This window comes from Flavobacterium notoginsengisoli (assembly GCF_042686225.1).
Lineage (GTDB): Bacteria > Bacteroidota > Bacteroidia > Flavobacteriales > Flavobacteriaceae > Flavobacterium > Flavobacterium notoginsengisoli.
The window spans coordinates 87,323-102,998 of the sequence record NZ_JBHUOT010000004.1; the positions used below are offsets into that span (position 1 = coordinate 87,323).

Sequence of the window (15,676 nt, forward strand, 5' to 3'; positions counted from 1 at the left end):
CAATCTGAAAATCAAAAACATCTTTTAGATTAACAATATGGCAAGATTTGAATTAAAGCTTCCAAAAATGGGAGAAAGCGTCGCTGAAGCAACTATTACAAATTGGTTGAAAGAAGTTGGAGACAAAATTGAAGCTGATGAAGCGGTACTCGAAATTGCAACCGATAAAGTTGATAGTGAAGTACCTAGCGAAGTATCGGGAATTTTAGTTGAGCAATTGTTTGGTAAAGATGATTTAGTACAAGTAGGGCAGACTATTGCCATTATTGAAACTGAAGGTGGTGAAGCGGTGATTACAGAAACAATTTCAGTAGAAGAAACTGTAGCTCCGGCTGAAGCAGTTGAAATTGAAAAAACTATTGAAACGGTAAAAGAAACTGTAGCAAGTACAGATTTTTCAGGTTCAGATAAATTCTTTTCTCCGTTAGTAAAAAATATCGCAAAAGAAGAAAACGTGACTTTAAACGAACTTGAAAATATTGCAGGTTCAGGAAAAGACGGACGTGTTACTAAAGAAGATATTTTAAAATATATAGAAGATCGCAAATCTGGAGTAGCACAAGCGCCAAAAGTGGTTGAAGAAGCTCCGAAAGTAGTTGCAGAAACTCCAAAAACTGAAACTCCTAAAGCAGTTGAGCCAGTTGCTCAAAAAAGCCAGCAGGCAGTTCCGGTTTCTGTAAATGGAGGTGACGAAATTGTAGAGATGGACAGAATGCGTAAACTGATTTCAGGTTATATGACGGCTTCAGTTCAGACTTCGGCTCACGTACAGTCGTTTATTGAAGTAGATGTAACAAACATTGTGAAATGGAGAGATAAAGTAAAAACGGCTTTCGAAAAGAGAGAAGGCGAGAAATTGACTTTTACGCCAATTATGATGGAAGCGGTTGCTAAAGCCTTAAAAGATTTCCCTGGAATGAATATTTCTGTTGACGGGGATTATATCATCAAAAAGAAAAATATTAATTTAGGAATGGCGGCGGCATTGCCAAATGGAAATTTAATTGTTCCTGTAATTAAAAATGCAGATCAGTTGAATTTGGTTGGAATGGCAAAAGCGGTTAACGATTTAGGAAACCGTGCAAAAGCTGGAAAACTAAAACCAGACGATACACAAGGCGGGACTTATACAGTAACAAATGTTGGTACTTTTGGAAGTGTTTTCGGAACGCCAATTATCAATCAGCCTCAGGTTGGAATTTTAGCTCTTGGAGCAATTCGTAAAGTTCCTGCGGTTATTGAAACACCGGAAGGAGATTTTATAGGAATCCGTCAGAAAATGTTCTTATCGCACTCTTACGACCACAGAGTTGTAGACGGAGCTTTAGGAGGAAGTTTCGTGAAAAGAGTTGCAGAATATTTAGAAGCTTTTGATGTAGACAGAGATTTCTAAAATCAATTATAAAAAATATTTCAAATCCGATTAGTTTATGCTAATCGGATTTTTTTTATTTTGTAAGAAAAGGTTATGTTTGAAAGTGTGAACTTATTAGCGATATATTTTTTAAAAGTTAAATTAGCGAAATGAAAGCTTTTTTCGACAAAAAAAATGAGAATAAAGGAGGATATTCGGCTTTAAAAATTACATTTGTAAACTTATAAAAATTAGAAATGGAATTAAAACTTAACAAACCAATTTGCTTTTTTGATCTCGAAACAACGGGAATTGATATCGGTAAAGACAGAATCGTAGAAATTTCAATATTCAAAGTTTTTCCGAACGGAAATAAAGAAAGTAAAACCTGGCTGGTTAATCCAACAATTCCAATTCCTCCTCAGACAACGGCTGTTCACGGTATTACAGACGAAAAAGTAGCTAACGAGCCTACTTTTGCAGAGTTAGCGCCGCAAGTTCATAATATGATTAAAGATAGTGATTTGGGTGGTTTTAACTCAGATCGTTTTGATATTCCTCTTTTGGCAGAAGAATTACTTCGCGCCGGAGTTGATTTTGATATGAAAAATAAAGTTTCTGTTGATGTACAGACTATTTTTCACAAAATGGAAGAACGTACTTTAAGTGCAGCTTTAAAATTTTACTGTGGAAAAAGTTTGGAAAATGCCCATTCTGCTGAAGCTGATACTATGGCAACCTATGAAATTTTAAAAGCACAGTTGGATCGCTATCCGGAATTGGAAAACGACATGAAATCACTGGCTGAGTTTACCACTCGTAAAAAAATCGCTGATTTTGCAGGAATGATTGCTTTTGATAAAGATGACGAGGAAATTTTTACTTTTGGAAAACACAAGGGCGCAAAAGTGGAGAAGGTTTTAGAAGCAGAACCAGGATATTTCAGTTGGATTCAAAATGCTGATTTTCCATTGTATACCAAAAAGGTTTTGACGGCAATTAAATTGAGAAAATTAAATACCAAGTAAGTTATCAGTCGCAGTCTCAGTTTTCAGTTTTAACTGGGACTATTTCTGTATTTAGTGAACTGCGACTGAAAACTGTGACTGAAAACTAAAAAGAATGAAAATCATTTGTGTAGGCAGGAATTATGCCAATCATATAGAAGAATTAAAAAATGAGCGTCCGAGTGAGCCGGTTGTTTTTATGAAGCCGGATTCAGCGGTTTTGTTAAAACAACATCCGTTTGTGATTCCGGAGTTTTCTGAGGATGTTCATCATGAAATAGAAATAATTGTAAAGATTAATAAAGTTGGAAAATACATCGAACCAAAATTTGCTCATAAATATTATGATGAAATAAGTGTTGGAATCGATTTTACAGCAAGAGATTTACAAAGTAAATTAAAAGAAAAAGGACTTCCGTGGGAAAAAGCCAAAGCATTTGACGGCTCGGCAGTTATTGGTGATTTTTTGCCAAAAACTGATTTTGTTTCTATGGAAAATCTTAATTTTGAATTGAAAACAAATGGCGAAACAGTTCAAAAAGGAAATTCAGGTATGATGCTTTGGAAGATTGATGAATTAATTTCGCATGTCTCTCAGTTTTTTACTTTAAAAATTGGAGATATTATTTTTACAGGAACTCCGGCAGGTGTGTCGGCTGTAAAACCAAATGATGTTTTAGAAGGCTTTTTAGAAGATAAAAAATTATTCAGAATACAAGTAAAATAATGGCTTTAAAGTACAACCTTTCGAAAGTGTATGCGCTTTCAGATAACGATCCTGAATTTGTAAATCAGATTTTAACTTTATTTGTTACAGAAGTTCCGGAAGATTTGAAACAAATCAAAGAAGGAATTAAAAAAAAGGATCATAAATACGCCTATTCCTATGCTCATAAAATAAAGCCTACATTGGATTTGATGGGGTTAAATGTGGCTTTTGAAGAAATTTTGCAGGTAGAAGCCTGGACAAAAGCTGAGGGCAAGAAAAAAGATATTATCGAAACTTTTAAAAGTATTAAAGTACAAGTAAAAGAAGCGATTAAAGAAATTAAAAAAGATTTTGATCTTTAATATAAAATTTGACTTATTCCTAATTTTGATAAAAGGAATAAGTCAAAACATTTTTTAAATTTTGTAAACGGGCTTATAGTCTGTAAAAGCCGTTAATACCTTCCTTCAAGACAAAATTTAAATTTTCTACTTATAAATTATAGGCTTACTTATTTAAGCAACAAAAATATTTCACTGATATGAAAGCAGCAATTATTACTATTGGAGATGAAATCTTAATTGGCCAAATCGTAGATACAAATTCAGCTTTTATTGCCAAATCACTCGATAGGATTGGAGTTGAGGTGGCAGAGATGCTGTCGATAAGCGATGATAAAAAACATATTTTGAATACTTTTGCGCAGTTGCAAAACAAAGTAGATGTTGTGATTGTGACAGGCGGATTGGGGCCGACGAAAGATGATGTGACAAAGAAAACCTTCTGCGAATACTTTGATGATGAATTAGTGGTTGATCAAAAAGTGCTGGCGCATGTGACAGAATTAATTGAAGGATTTTATAAAAGACCGATTTCGCAACTAAATAAAGATCAGGCTTTGGTTCCGTCTACTTGCACTGTTTTACATAACAAAGTGGGAACCGCGCCAGGAATGTGGATGAAGAAAGAGAATACCGTTTTTATTTCGCTTCCGGGAGTTCCTTATGAAATGAAATATTTGGTTGAAGAAGAAATAATTCCAAAAATTGTACGCGAATACAAACGTCCTTATATTATTCATAAAACAATTTTGACTTATGGTCAGGGAGAAAGTTTAGTAGCAGAACGTATTGAGCAGTGGGAAAACAATCTTCCGGAGTTTATAAAGCTGGCTTATTTGCCAAATCCGGGACGAGTTCGTCTGCGTTTGACTGCCCGAGGAACTAATAAAGAAGAATTAGAAGAAGCGATAGAAAGAAATGTTCAGTCATTGGATGCAATAATTCACGATATTATTGTGGGTTACGAAGAAAATGAAACAATTGAAACGGTTATTGGTAAATTGCTTTCTAAAGAAAATAAAACGATCTCAACAGCAGAAAGTTGTACGGGAGGAAGAATAGCTTCCTTATTGTCGGCTGTTCCTGGTTCTTCAGGTTATTTTAAAGGAAGTGTTGTTTCTTATGCGACAGAAGCCAAGATAAGTGTTTTGGGAATTCCACAAAATTTAGTTGATCAGTTTTCGGTTGTAAGTGCTGAGGTAGCTTCGGCTATGGCTTTGAGTGTGAAAGATTTGCTAAAAACCGATTATGCTCTGGCAACGACGGGCAATGCAGGACCTTCAAAAGGCGATTCTGATGCCGAAATAGGGGCTGTTTTTATTGCTTTGGCAACGCCAGACGGAGTAATTGTGGAGGAATTTAACTTCGGACAACCTCGTGAAAAAGTGATAGATAGGGCATCTGTTAAGAGTTTGGAAATATTACAGAAAGAAATTTTAAAATTTGTGCAATAATTTTTTGCTACAATGGTTTATTTTTCTTTTCTTTGCACCCTGATTTTGAATAACGATAAAAGATAAGTATAATGTCAAGAGTTTGTGACCTTACAGGTAAAAGAGCGATGGTAGGAAATAACGTTTCTCACGCTATGAACAAAACTAAGAGAAAGTTTTCTGTAAACTTAGTTAAAAAGCGTTTTTATCTTCCAGAAGAAGATAGATGGATTACTCTTAGAGTAGCAGCATCTACGATAAAAACAATTAATAAAAATGGAATCACTGCTGTTTTGAAAAAAGCGCAGTCAGAAGGATTTATCAAATAATCTTTTCCTAAATAAATATATAGCAAGATGGCAAAGAAAGGTAATAGAATCCAAGTAATTTTAGAATGTACTGAGCACAAGACTTCTGGTGTTCCAGGAACTTCTAGATATATTACAACTAAGAACAAAAAAAATACTCCAGACAGATTAGAGATTAAAAAATTTAATCCAATCTTAAAAAGAGTAACTGTTCACAAAGAAATTAAGTAATAATTAGAGATTTTTATAAATCTCAAATGGTTTGGCCATTCGAGTTTTATGAAAAGTTCAATAACATTTGAATCATGGCAAAGAAAACCGTAGCATCGTTACAAACATCTTCTAAGAGATTATCAAAAGCCATCAAAATGGTGAAATCTCCTAAAACTGGTGCATATACATTCGTAGAATCTATTATGGCTCCTGAAGAAGTTGATGAATTCTTGAAAAAGAAATAATTACAATTACAATATATAGAAAAGCTACTTTCTTTCGGAAGTAGCTTTTTTATTACCTATATTTGTCTAAAAATTTGAAGAATCGTAACAATTGGCTCTTTTTAAGGAAACCATTGCACTTTCTTTAAAGATTTGGATTTCTTGTCTGAAAATCAGGAAATCTAGTAAATCTAAATAATCTACAAAAAATGAGTTTTTTTAAAAAATTATTCTCTACCGAAAAAAAAGAGACTTTAGACAAAGGTCTTGAAAAAACAAAAACTACTTTTTTCTCAAAGTTAAGCAAGGCGGTTGCAGGAAAATCTAAAGTTGATGATGATGTTTTAGATAATCTTGAAGAAGTTCTTGTAGCTTCGGACGTTGGTGTAAATACAACATTAAAAATCATTGAAAGAATTGAAAAACGTGTTGCTGAAGATAAATATTTGGGAACAGATGAATTGAACCAGATTCTGAGAGATGAAATTGGATCTTTGCTTTCTGAGACAAATACAGGAGAAGCTACTGAATTTGAAATTCCGAAAGATAAAAAGCCTTACGTTTTAATGGTTGTTGGAGTAAATGGAGTAGGTAAGACAACAACAATTGGTAAATTGGCTTATCAGTTTAAAAAAGCAGGGCATAATGTGGTTTTGGGTGCAGCAGATACTTTCCGTGCAGCAGCAATTGATCAATTGCAGGTTTGGGCAGATCGTGTTGGTGTGTCAATTGTGAGACAAAACATGGGGAGCGACCCGGCTTCTGTTGCTTTTGATACTTTGCAATCTGCGGTAGCTCAAAATGCAGATGTTGTTATTATTGACACTGCAGGACGTCTTCATAATAAAATTAACTTGATGAATGAGCTCTCAAAAGTAAAACGTGTAATGCAGAAAGTAGTTGCTGATGCTCCTCATGATGTGCTTTTGGTTTTGGACGGTTCTACAGGTCAGAATGCTTTTGAACAGGCTAAACAATTTACAGCCGCAACAGAGGTTACTTCACTTGCTGTAACGAAACTGGACGGAACTGCAAAAGGGGGTGTGGTAATTGGAATTTCAGACCAATTTCAAATTCCGGTAAAATATATTGGTGTCGGCGAAGGAATTGAAGATTTACAAGTCTTTAATAAATATGAATTTGTTGACAGTTTCTTTAAATAAAAAATAATGGGTTTCGAATCTTTAAAAAATATATCAGCTGTTGCTTTTTATTTTGCCAGTGTGATATGTTTTGTTTTGGCAAATGTATTGAAGGATAATAATATTTCGGTTTATTATATTTTACTGGTAGCCGGAATTATTTTGTTTTTTTTAGGAGTTCTTAAAAGAGTAAATTCTAATAAGAAGAATTGATTCGTATTGTGATAATATGAAATATAGTATTTTTATTCTGATATTTATTTTGTGTTGTTGTACAAACAAACGAGAGAATGAAAGTGCAGAAAAGAATCAAAAGGTTATTGTAATTCAACCTTTAGGTAATTTTGATTCCAAACAATCCCAAAAAGTTTTTTCTGAAATAAAAGCAATCAATCCAAAGGTTATTTTAAAACAGAATATTGAGTTTCCTGAAACTTCATTTTATAAACCACGTAATAGATATCGCGCTGATAGTATTATTAAAAGTCTTAAAAATAAGATCGGCAATGATTCTGTTATCGTTGGGTTGTCTCATTTTGATATAAGTACAACAAAAAACAATATTGTAGACTGGGGAGTAATGGGGCTGGGATATATGCCCGGAAAAGCCTGTGTTGTTTCTGATTTTAGATTATCTAAAAAGAACAGAAATAATCAGTTTTATAAATTGGTTCTTCATGAATTAGGTCATACAGCGGGTTTGGCACATTGCAATATTAAAACTTGTTTAATGCGTGATGCTGAAGGAGGAAACCCACTGGATGAGGAAAAAGATTTTTGTAAAAAATGCAAAAGCTTTTTAAAGGATAAAGGATGGCAGTTGATTTAATAGCTATTGATACAAGGCATTAATTTTCTCCCATAAAGTTTTGTCAAAATCAGATAGAGCTAAATTAACATTATCTGCTGCATCTCCCATTCTTATAACTACCATATTTTTACTTGGTATTATATAAATTTTTTGATCATTTTTCCCTAAAGCCATAAACATATCGTTTGGTCCGGTTGGAATTACACTTCCCTGAAAGGTTAATTGGGATTGCGGTAAATGATAGTTTGCTTTGCCGTTTAACCACCATAAATAGCCATAACCTAAATTAATATTTTGCGAGGTATTTGTTGCTTCGTTGAAAAAAGCTTCGTTTAGGATTACGTTATTTTCCCATTTTCCTTTGTTAAGCATTAATAGACCAAATCGTGCCATGCTTCTTGTTGTGCTCGTATAAACACTGTTGACTCCGAGTTGAACCCAAGTGCCATTCATTCCTATTTTGTCTCTTATTTTGGTGTTGAAATAGTTTTCCCAGGTTTGTCCACTGGCTTTTGCAACAACATCCTGCAGTTTTACATAAACATTGTGATAAGCCCATCGCGTTCCGGCGTTGGCTTTGTAAATTAAGTTTTCCGGATTTACATCATCGGTAGAATCGTCTAAGCCGGATGTCATGGTTAATAAGTGTTTGCAGGTTATGAGATTTTCTTTTGCAAGTGTTTCACTTGTCCACCCTGTTCCAATATAATCAGAAACTTTGTTGTTAATGTTTACGAGATTTTCTTGTTGTGCAATTCCTGTAACGGTTGAAGTTAATGTCTTTCCTGCGCTAGCCCAGTACCAGTTTGCAGTAGCTGTATGGTTGTTAAAGTAATTTTCTAATACGATTCTTCCGTTTACTAAAATTATAAAGGATTTGGTATGCTTTAGTTCCAGATAATCTAAAAGAGGCTGCACGGCATTTTGATTCCACTTTAAATCTGCGATTGATTTTGTTTCCCAGGTTGTTCCCGTAAGAGGAGGGAAATACATGTTTTCTGTTGGAGTTGTGTTGGGGTCTGTTGAATCTTTTGTGCAACTTATAAACAACAGAACTGCAATTGTTGTGTGAAAAATTTTGGTCATGTCTATTTGTTTTTGGTTTGGGGTTTGACCAAAAATAGGCAAAAAAGTTTAATGGCTTTTGAGTTTATTTCATTCTATATCCTTTAGTAAATTATGATTAAATTCTTCATCAAGTTCCCATTTTGTGCCGTCAGTAAAAACAATATAGTAAGCTCTTATTTCAATTATTTTATCTGCATCTGTTGAAAAGTCTTCCCAGAATTCACTTCTTGTCTGATTTGGTTTTAATATGTTTATAGAGTTTTCTGTAAATCTTCCTTCACCATAGAAATATTTTCCATTTGCAGGTTCATCAAATGAGTTGGTACAGAGCCACTCAAATTTAATAGCTTTAATGCTTTTCGTTCCTAAGTTTTTAAAAGTGATCTTAATATCTTTATGGTCTGAGTAGTTGTTTTTGTGTAATGATGCATTTATGATTTTTATAGGCGAGATAAGTTTGTTTTTCGCAGGAAGGCCGTCGTTTGATTTAAAATTTGTTGAAGTAATGGTGCTATTTTTTACTAATTCTGAATGGTGCTGCTTGTTATGTAGGTCCGTTGTTTTAGCGCATTTAAAAAATAAAAGCATTGTACTTAAAAGTAGTATTGGTATATTTTTCATTTTAATTCAGAAAAGGAGGTTTGAACTTTAGTTTTAATCTTTTCAATAATTTTACGGTTTATTTTTGGTCTAAATATCTTTAACTTTTAGATCAGTTTTAGCACCTATACGTTTTAATGTTGATAATATAAGACGATTTGTTTGGTTAAAAAATTGTTTTATGTTTTGATAAAGAATTAAGAAAGAAACTATTTCTTTTGATGATTATAAGACTACCTTTGTAGTCTGGGATTTTTTTTGAAAACTGAAATCCTAGCTCTGATGGAAGCGGCATCCTTTTGTTTTTTTCTTTAAAAAGAAAAAGATACAGCGGACAGCAGGTTTCAGCTCCTTATTAATAGTAGATATAATTATGAAGAACACTTGGATGATTTGGGTTTTGTCAGTTTTGTTTGTTAGTTGCAAACAGGAAATAAAACCTGCTGATATTGCTAAACTAAATGGTTACTGGGAAATTGAAAAGGTAATTTTTGATAAAGGCGAACAGAAAGATTATAAGATGAATGAAACTTTTGATTTTTTCCAGATCAAGAATAATAAAGGAGTTAGAACGAAAGTAATGCCACAATTTGACGGTACATTTTTAACTACAGATACTTTTGAAAATGTTTCGGTTCGTTTTGCGGGAGAACATGTTTTCTTGGATTATAAAACAGATTACACAAAATGGAGCGAAGAGATTATTTCGCTTTCGGATAAAGAATTAGTGGTTAAAAATCCACAAAAAATAGAATATCATTATAAAAAAGCAGCACCAATTAATCTCTTAAACGATGGCGAAAAGACTAAATAGCGAATCTACAATTAGTGCTGTTTTACAGCAGATTATTCAGGTCAATAAACTGCAAGCGGGAATGGATCAGATTGATGTGCGTGACGCATGGAAAAATCTTATGGGAAGTGGGGTAAACACGTATACAAAAAATGTTGTTCTAAAAGGTAGCACGCTGTATGTTGAATTAGGTTCGGCAGTACTGCGTGAAGAATTAAGCCACGGAAAATCTAAAATTGTTAAAATGATTAATGAGGAACTTAGGCGTGATGTTGTTAAAGATGTTGTGCTGCGCTGATTTTAGATTTACGATATAAAAAAATCCATTCGCTGTGCGAATGGATTTTTTATTTTTATGTGTAAGCTCAACAATCTATCCCGATAGCTATTGGGACTGAACTCTAAAATCTTAAATTAAAACTGCTCTCTTCCTGCAAAGTGGAATGCACCTTCGATAGCAGCATTTTCGTCGCTGTCAGATCCGTGCACTGCATTTTCTCCAATTGAAGTAGCGTATGCTTTACGAATAGTTCCTTCAGCAGCTTCAGCTGGGTTTGTAGCTCCAATTAAAGTTCTGAAATCTTCTACTGCATTTTCTTTTTCTAAAATAGCAGCAACAATTGGTCCGCGTGACATGAATTCAACTAATTCTCCGTAGAAAGGTCTTTCTGCGTGAACTGCGTAGAATGCTTTAGCATCTGCTACAGTTAATTGAGTTAATTTTAATGAAACGATTTTGAAACCACCATTAGTAATCATTGCTAAGATGTTCCCGATGTGTCCGTTTGCAACAGCATCTGGTTTAATCATTGTAAAAGTTCTATTTGTTGCCATTTTGTATTTATTAAATTTTGTGCAAAAGTATACTTTTTTTATCAATTGATTTTAATAAATTCTTAATTAAAACTCCTTAAAAAGGATGTTTTGGATAAAAAATGTATTTTTTGAAACCATATTTGTAGAGATGCACTGCAGTGCATCTAATGAGAATGATCTGAATTATAATAAAAAAAAAGACGCACTGCGGTGCGTCTTTACATATTAGGATAAAAATTAGACTTTAAATATTAATTTGTTTCTATAGAAAATCCAAAGGATAAAAGTCCAAATTGCTACATAGGTTAATGCTCCTGCTAGTGAAGCGGTCATTGGATTGCTAAAAAATGGTGCAATTCCGAAACGATATAAATAATCTAAAAGATTGGTTTGTTCTTCTGGATTATGTGGATTTTGAAATCGGATCATAGTTAATGCCTGTGGAATAATCTGTGATGCAAAAAACACAATCATTGGATTAACTCCCCAAATTACAAATAGTTTGAATCCTTTTTTATATTCTGTTATATCAATAACATAATATAGTGCCGTTAAACATACAGTTGCCAAACCAGTAGTGTATAAAACATAGCTGCTTGTCCAGATCGATTTGTTTATCGGGAAAACTAAATCCCACATTAATCCGAAAAAAATAAGTCCGACACCAATTATTCCCATTCTTTGCGCTTTTTGGATTTTAGTTATGCTGAGTAATAAAATTTGTCCAATGAATAAACCGATAATCCCGTTTACAATAGACGGAATTGTGCTTAATATTCCTTCTGGATCCCAAGTTTTGGTTTCGTGATACATATGTCCTTTTAGCAAAACGCTGTCTAACCAAGCGGCTAAATTGGTTCCTCTTTCTAAATTGGCTTCTCCAAATCCGGGAACGGGAATTAAGGTCATAACTGCCCAATAACCTAAAAGCAAAACGATTCCTGTAATTAATTGTGTTTTTCGTGATGTTTTTAAATACAAAAGAGAAACAATAAAATAGACTACGGCAATACGTTGTAAAACACCTGGAAGTCTTACATCCTGATAATTTTCAAAACCTCCATACGCTAAAATGAGATATAATGCCAGTATGCCGAAAGCAAAGATGTTTTTTAATTTGGTACTGAAGTTTCCCATTAATGCATAGCCAACGACAATAGTTACAGCTAATCGGGCAATAAGTAGGGGAATACCTTCCAAACCAAACAACTGGATTTTTCCAAAGAAATTAAAGAATATTCCAAGACAAAGCATTCTTAAGGAACGAACGAGGATTTTGTTGAATGTCGTATCGTCATAAGTTTTGTCCGGCATAGCCAACGGAACAGCAACTCCCATTATAAAAATAAAAAAAGGAAAAACAAGATCGGTTGGTGTACAGCCGTTCCAGTGTGCGTGTAAAAGTGGTGGATAAACATTGCCCCAGTCTCCGGGATTGTTTACAATAGTCATTAATAGAATAGTCAGTCCGCGAAAGACATCAAGCGAAATTAGGCGTTCTCTTACCATTTGGTTAGTTCGTTAATAGGTTATAAAATATAATTCTATTTGGTTTGAGAGAGCAATAATTTCGGAGATGAGCTGGTTATTTGTTTCCGAAATGATTACTTTGAATTTTTAAAGATAATTATTTTAGGTGATTATGATATTAAAATTATGTTCTAAAGGTTTTAATTTTTGAATTAAAAGTGGAATCAATTGTTCTCCGTTTTCTAAATAAAATTCGGAAAAGTTGGCTTGACGTTCTTGTAAGCTGTGATTTGGAAATAATTCGCATTGTAAATCATTAACACGTTGTAATTGATCGTGTAGTTTTCTTTTTTGCGCTTTAAGTAAACGTTTTTCTAAATTTTCTAATCCTTTTTTCTGTTTTACTTCCTGTGCTTTTACAGCACCAGAAAATGATTTGTCTGTTTTTTCAGCCAATTCGAATAGATAATTGAATTGTTTTTCAAGAGCTTCTTTCTGTTCTGTTAAATCAATTGGGAATGGAGAAAGTTTATGTGTGATCGAATTGATTAAATTATCTGATTTGCTGAATAAATCTTTCCAGGTTAAACCTAAATTATCTGCTTTCTTAGCTTGTTTTTCGGTTGCTAAAAGAACGGAATTTCGAACTAATAAAATTGGGAAAGTAACATTTACAACATCAAAAAATCCTTTTAATTCAAGCCAATAGGCAATTTCTCCGCCTCCACCAATGTAACAAAGGTTTGGCAGGATAATTTCCTGATACAACGGACGCATAATTACGTTCGGACTGAATTTTTCAGGATTGCTTTCCAGTAATTTTAAAATTTCTTCTTTTGAAAATGAGATTCTGGTATTATTGACAATGTATTTATCATCTTCAAAAATGATTCTTTCGCGAAGCTTATCTTCAATATAAAATAAATTGATTTCTCTCGGATTTACCTGAACTGTATAATCAGAAAGCTGTTCAATTGATTTTTGTACCGTTTTAAATGAAGTTTGATTTTCTAATTCTTCTTTTACATATGGAATAAAATTGCGTTTTAAATCAGCATCATCAGCATCGATAATCACTAAACCATAATTCGCAAATAAGGTATTGGCTAAATAGCGTGTAGCATCAGCTAGTTTTTCATGCTTTAAGTAGGCATCTTCAAATAACCTTTTCAGCGTGTTTGCATTCGTGCTTGAACCTAATTCTTTAGAATAAATTTCAAATAAATCTTCTAATCCGTTAGTAGATAATCTTCCAACAGGCCCAGTACTTTCAGCATTCCAGCGGATTTTTTTTCCTTTAAAATTAAAATAATTAATTTCCTCGAAATCGTGATCTTCTGTTGCCATCCAATAAACCGGAACGAAATTATAGGAAGGATATTTCGATTTTAATTCTTTGGTAAGATTAATGGTCGAAATGATTTTATATAAAAAATACAATGGACCGGTGAATAAATTTAACTGATGTCCAGTTGTAATGGTAAATGTATTTTCGAGTTTTAAAAGCGTAATATTATGTTGGGTCGACTCTGAAGTTGCAATATTTTGATACTGCTTTTGCAAAGTTTCAAATAATGTTGTCCTGTTGCTATTATCAAAATTGGAAGCTTTTTCAGCAATCTGTTTTTCGAAATTTTCTAGAGTTGGAAAATTGTTGTACAGCGGTTTTAATTCTGCTTTTTGATCTAAGTAATCTTGCATTAGTTTAGAAAAATAACCAGAAGATTGAAAGCTGATACAGTCGGTAGGCATAATTTTGAATTTATTTTTGACAGCTGTAAATTTAATGAAAATATACAGTTAAAAACGCTTTTAACGATTGCTTAAGATTTGATTTTTAAATTTTGTTTTAAAGTTCCGAAAATCAGGTTTTTGAAAACAAAAGAAATAATGGTTTTTAAAATGTAAAATACATGAATTTTGTTAAAAAACAGAAGGTGTTTTAAAACTAATGCTTCGAAAGATGAATTATTAATAATGAAACTCTATTTTTGTAAGCAAAAAAAAAGTTATATCAATTTTACATGGAAACGAACCCAAATAAAAAAAACTCTCTAAAACATGTTCTTTTTGGAAGCCTTATTGGCACAACAATCGAATTTTTTGATTTTTATATTTATGCCAATGCAGCAGTATTGGTTTTTCCTCAGTTATTTTTCCCTAGTTCAGATTCGACAATGGCGACACTGGAATCTTTAGCAACTTTTTCAATTGCGTTTTTATCACGACCTTTAGGATCTGCATTTTTTGGACATTACGGGGATAAGATCGGACGTAAGTTTACTTTAGTCGCCGCTTTATTAACCATGGGAATTTCGACTGTTACTATTGGATTTCTGCCAAGTTATGCCAGTATTGGTGTTGCTGCTCCTTTATTATTGATGCTTTGCCGATTCGGACAAGGTGTAGGTTTAGGAGGCGAGTGGGGAGGAGCTGTTTTATTGGCAATAGAAAATGCACCACCAAATAAACGTGCCTGGTATGGAATGTTTCCGCAATTAGGAGCTCCAATTGGATTATTGCTTTCAGGGGGGACTTTCCTATTGTTAACCGATTCGATGAGTAATGAAGATTTTATGGATTATGGATGGAGAATTCCATTTATTGCCAGTGCATTATTGGTAATTGTTGGTTTTTATATCAGAACAAAAATTACCGAAACACCTTCTTTTGAAAATGCTAAAAAAGAACAGGAAGAAGTTAAAGTGCCGTTTTTAGAATTAGTGAAATCATATAAAAACCAATTGATTTTTGGAACTTTTGCGGCTATTACAACATTCTTGGTTTTTTACTTAATGACAGTTTTTACCTTAAGCTGGGCAACTTCAGATTTAGGGATTGTAAAAAGAGACGGATTATTAATTCAATTGTTTTCTGTGTTATTTTTTGCTCTTTTTATTCCAATTTCTGCTGTTGTTGCAGACAAAATCGGTCGTCGTAAAATGTTGATTCTGGCTACAGCCGCTATTGCCATTTTTGGATTTTTCTTTTCTTATTTTTTAAGTTCAGGAAACATCACTTTAGTAACCATTTTTGCCTGTATCGGAATGAGTTTGATGGGATTTACTTATGGTCCTTTAGGAACTTTTTTATCGGAGTTATTTCCAACCAATGTTCGTTATTCCGGAGCATCTTTGACTTTTAATATGGCAGGAATTCTGGGAGCTGCGTTTGCACCTATGATTGCAATTTGGTTAGCCAAGACATATGATGTGAGTTATGTGGGCTTTTATTTAGTTACTGCCGCACTGATATCCTTAATTTCATTTTTGGTAATTAGTAAAGACGAGCATAAGTTTTAGAGTCGATGTAACCGAAAATTTCGTGATTATGAAACTTCAAAAGTACAAACCCCACAAGATTATTTTAAATCTTGTGGGGTTTGTA

General features: G+C 33.3%; 18 protein-coding genes. 13 read left to right on the plus strand and 5 right to left on the minus strand.

The features are described 5' to 3' along the window. Positions 1-37 precede the first annotated feature (37 nt). From ACFS3A_RS10780 to ACFS3A_RS10825, 10 genes are all read left to right on the plus strand, one after another. Complete coding sequence (locus tag ACFS3A_RS10780; protein ID WP_379825444.1) at positions 38-1,393, plus strand: dihydrolipoamide acetyltransferase family protein; 1,356 nt, start codon at positions 38-40, stop codon at positions 1,391-1,393. A gap of 218 nt (positions 1,394-1,611) precedes the next feature. Beyond that, a complete protein-coding gene (locus ACFS3A_RS10785; protein WP_379825446.1) occupies positions 1,612-2,382 on the plus strand; it encodes an exonuclease domain-containing protein in 771 nt (256 codons plus the stop codon). A 94-nt stretch (positions 2,383-2,476) separates the two neighbouring features. After that, a complete protein-coding gene (locus ACFS3A_RS10790; protein ID WP_379825448.1) occupies positions 2,477-3,088 on the plus strand; it encodes a fumarylacetoacetate hydrolase family protein in 612 nt (203 codons plus the stop codon). Beyond that, positions 3,088-3,432: an Hpt domain-containing protein gene (locus ACFS3A_RS10795; RefSeq protein ID WP_008468078.1), complete on the plus strand. Its 345-nt coding sequence runs from the start codon at positions 3,088-3,090 to the stop codon at positions 3,430-3,432. The genes ACFS3A_RS10790 and ACFS3A_RS10795 overlap by 1 nt, the downstream gene beginning before the upstream one ends. Before the next feature lie 179 nt (positions 3,433-3,611). Beyond that, positions 3,612-4,865, plus strand: a complete 1,254-nt coding sequence (locus ACFS3A_RS10800) for a CinA family nicotinamide mononucleotide deamidase-related protein (protein ID WP_379825449.1) — start codon at positions 3,612-3,614, stop codon at positions 4,863-4,865. A gap of 71 nt (positions 4,866-4,936) precedes the next feature. Next, complete coding sequence (rpmB, locus tag ACFS3A_RS10805; RefSeq protein WP_008468080.1) at positions 4,937-5,173, plus strand: 50S ribosomal protein L28; 237 nt, start codon at positions 4,937-4,939, stop codon at positions 5,171-5,173. A 27-nt stretch (positions 5,174-5,200) separates the two neighbouring features. Continuing rightward, a complete protein-coding gene (gene rpmG, locus ACFS3A_RS10810; protein WP_008253902.1) occupies positions 5,201-5,383 on the plus strand; it encodes a 50S ribosomal protein L33 in 183 nt (60 codons plus the stop codon). Between the two features lie 74 nt (positions 5,384-5,457). Then, on the plus strand, positions 5,458-5,610 hold the full coding sequence (locus ACFS3A_RS10815; protein ID WP_008468081.1) for a DUF4295 domain-containing protein: 153 nt from the start codon (positions 5,458-5,460) through the stop codon (positions 5,608-5,610). A 188-nt stretch (positions 5,611-5,798) separates the two neighbouring features. Further along, positions 5,799-6,752 carry a signal recognition particle-docking protein FtsY gene (gene ftsY, locus ACFS3A_RS10820; protein ID WP_379825450.1) on the plus strand — a complete coding sequence of 318 codons (954 nt, stop codon included), beginning with the start codon at positions 5,799-5,801 and terminating at the stop codon, positions 6,750-6,752. A gap of 208 nt (positions 6,753-6,960) precedes the next feature. Further along, positions 6,961-7,560: a Zn-dependent protease gene (locus ACFS3A_RS10825; protein WP_379825451.1), complete on the plus strand. Its 600-nt coding sequence runs from the start codon at positions 6,961-6,963 to the stop codon at positions 7,558-7,560. A 3-nt stretch (positions 7,561-7,563) separates the two neighbouring features. Here the strand turns inward: ACFS3A_RS10825 and ACFS3A_RS10830 are convergent, their stop codons facing one another. Next, positions 7,564-8,628: a serine hydrolase domain-containing protein gene (locus ACFS3A_RS10830; RefSeq protein ID WP_379825452.1), complete on the minus strand. Its 1,065-nt coding sequence runs from the start codon at positions 8,626-8,628 to the stop codon at positions 7,564-7,566. 69 nt (positions 8,629-8,697) lie between these two features. Then, complete coding sequence (locus tag ACFS3A_RS10835) at positions 8,698-9,231, minus strand: hypothetical protein (protein WP_379825453.1); 534 nt, start codon at positions 9,229-9,231, stop codon at positions 8,698-8,700. A 352-nt stretch (positions 9,232-9,583) separates the two neighbouring features. On the opposite strand from ACFS3A_RS10835, the gene ACFS3A_RS10840 reads away from it, so the two are divergent. Continuing rightward, positions 9,584-10,024 carry a lipocalin family protein gene (locus ACFS3A_RS10840; RefSeq protein ID WP_379825454.1) on the plus strand — a complete coding sequence of 147 codons (441 nt, stop codon included), beginning with the start codon at positions 9,584-9,586 and terminating at the stop codon, positions 10,022-10,024. After that, on the plus strand, positions 10,005-10,301 hold the full coding sequence (locus ACFS3A_RS10845; RefSeq protein WP_379825455.1) for a DUF721 domain-containing protein: 297 nt from the start codon (positions 10,005-10,007) through the stop codon (positions 10,299-10,301). The genes ACFS3A_RS10840 and ACFS3A_RS10845 overlap by 20 nt, the downstream gene beginning before the upstream one ends. A 116-nt stretch (positions 10,302-10,417) precedes the next feature. On the opposite strand, the gene ACFS3A_RS10850 is transcribed toward ACFS3A_RS10845, so the two are convergent. From ACFS3A_RS10850 to bshC, 3 genes are all read right to left on the minus strand, one after another. Continuing rightward, complete coding sequence (locus ACFS3A_RS10850; RefSeq protein WP_223704072.1) at positions 10,418-10,837, minus strand: nucleoside-diphosphate kinase; 420 nt, start codon at positions 10,835-10,837, stop codon at positions 10,418-10,420. A gap of 219 nt (positions 10,838-11,056) precedes the next feature. Beyond that, on the minus strand, positions 11,057-12,328 hold the full coding sequence (locus ACFS3A_RS10855; RefSeq protein WP_379825456.1) for an acyltransferase family protein: 1,272 nt from the start codon (positions 12,326-12,328) through the stop codon (positions 11,057-11,059). A 123-nt stretch (positions 12,329-12,451) separates the two neighbouring features. Next, positions 12,452-14,041, minus strand: coding sequence for a bacillithiol biosynthesis cysteine-adding enzyme BshC (gene bshC / locus ACFS3A_RS10860; RefSeq protein WP_379825457.1), 1,590 nt, complete (start codon positions 14,039-14,041; stop codon positions 12,452-12,454). Between the two features lie 272 nt (positions 14,042-14,313). On the opposite strand from bshC, the gene ACFS3A_RS10865 reads away from it, so the two are divergent. Continuing rightward, positions 14,314-15,591, plus strand: coding sequence for an MFS transporter (locus ACFS3A_RS10865; RefSeq protein ID WP_379825458.1), 1,278 nt, complete (start codon positions 14,314-14,316; stop codon positions 15,589-15,591). Positions 15,592-15,676 lie beyond the last annotated feature (85 nt).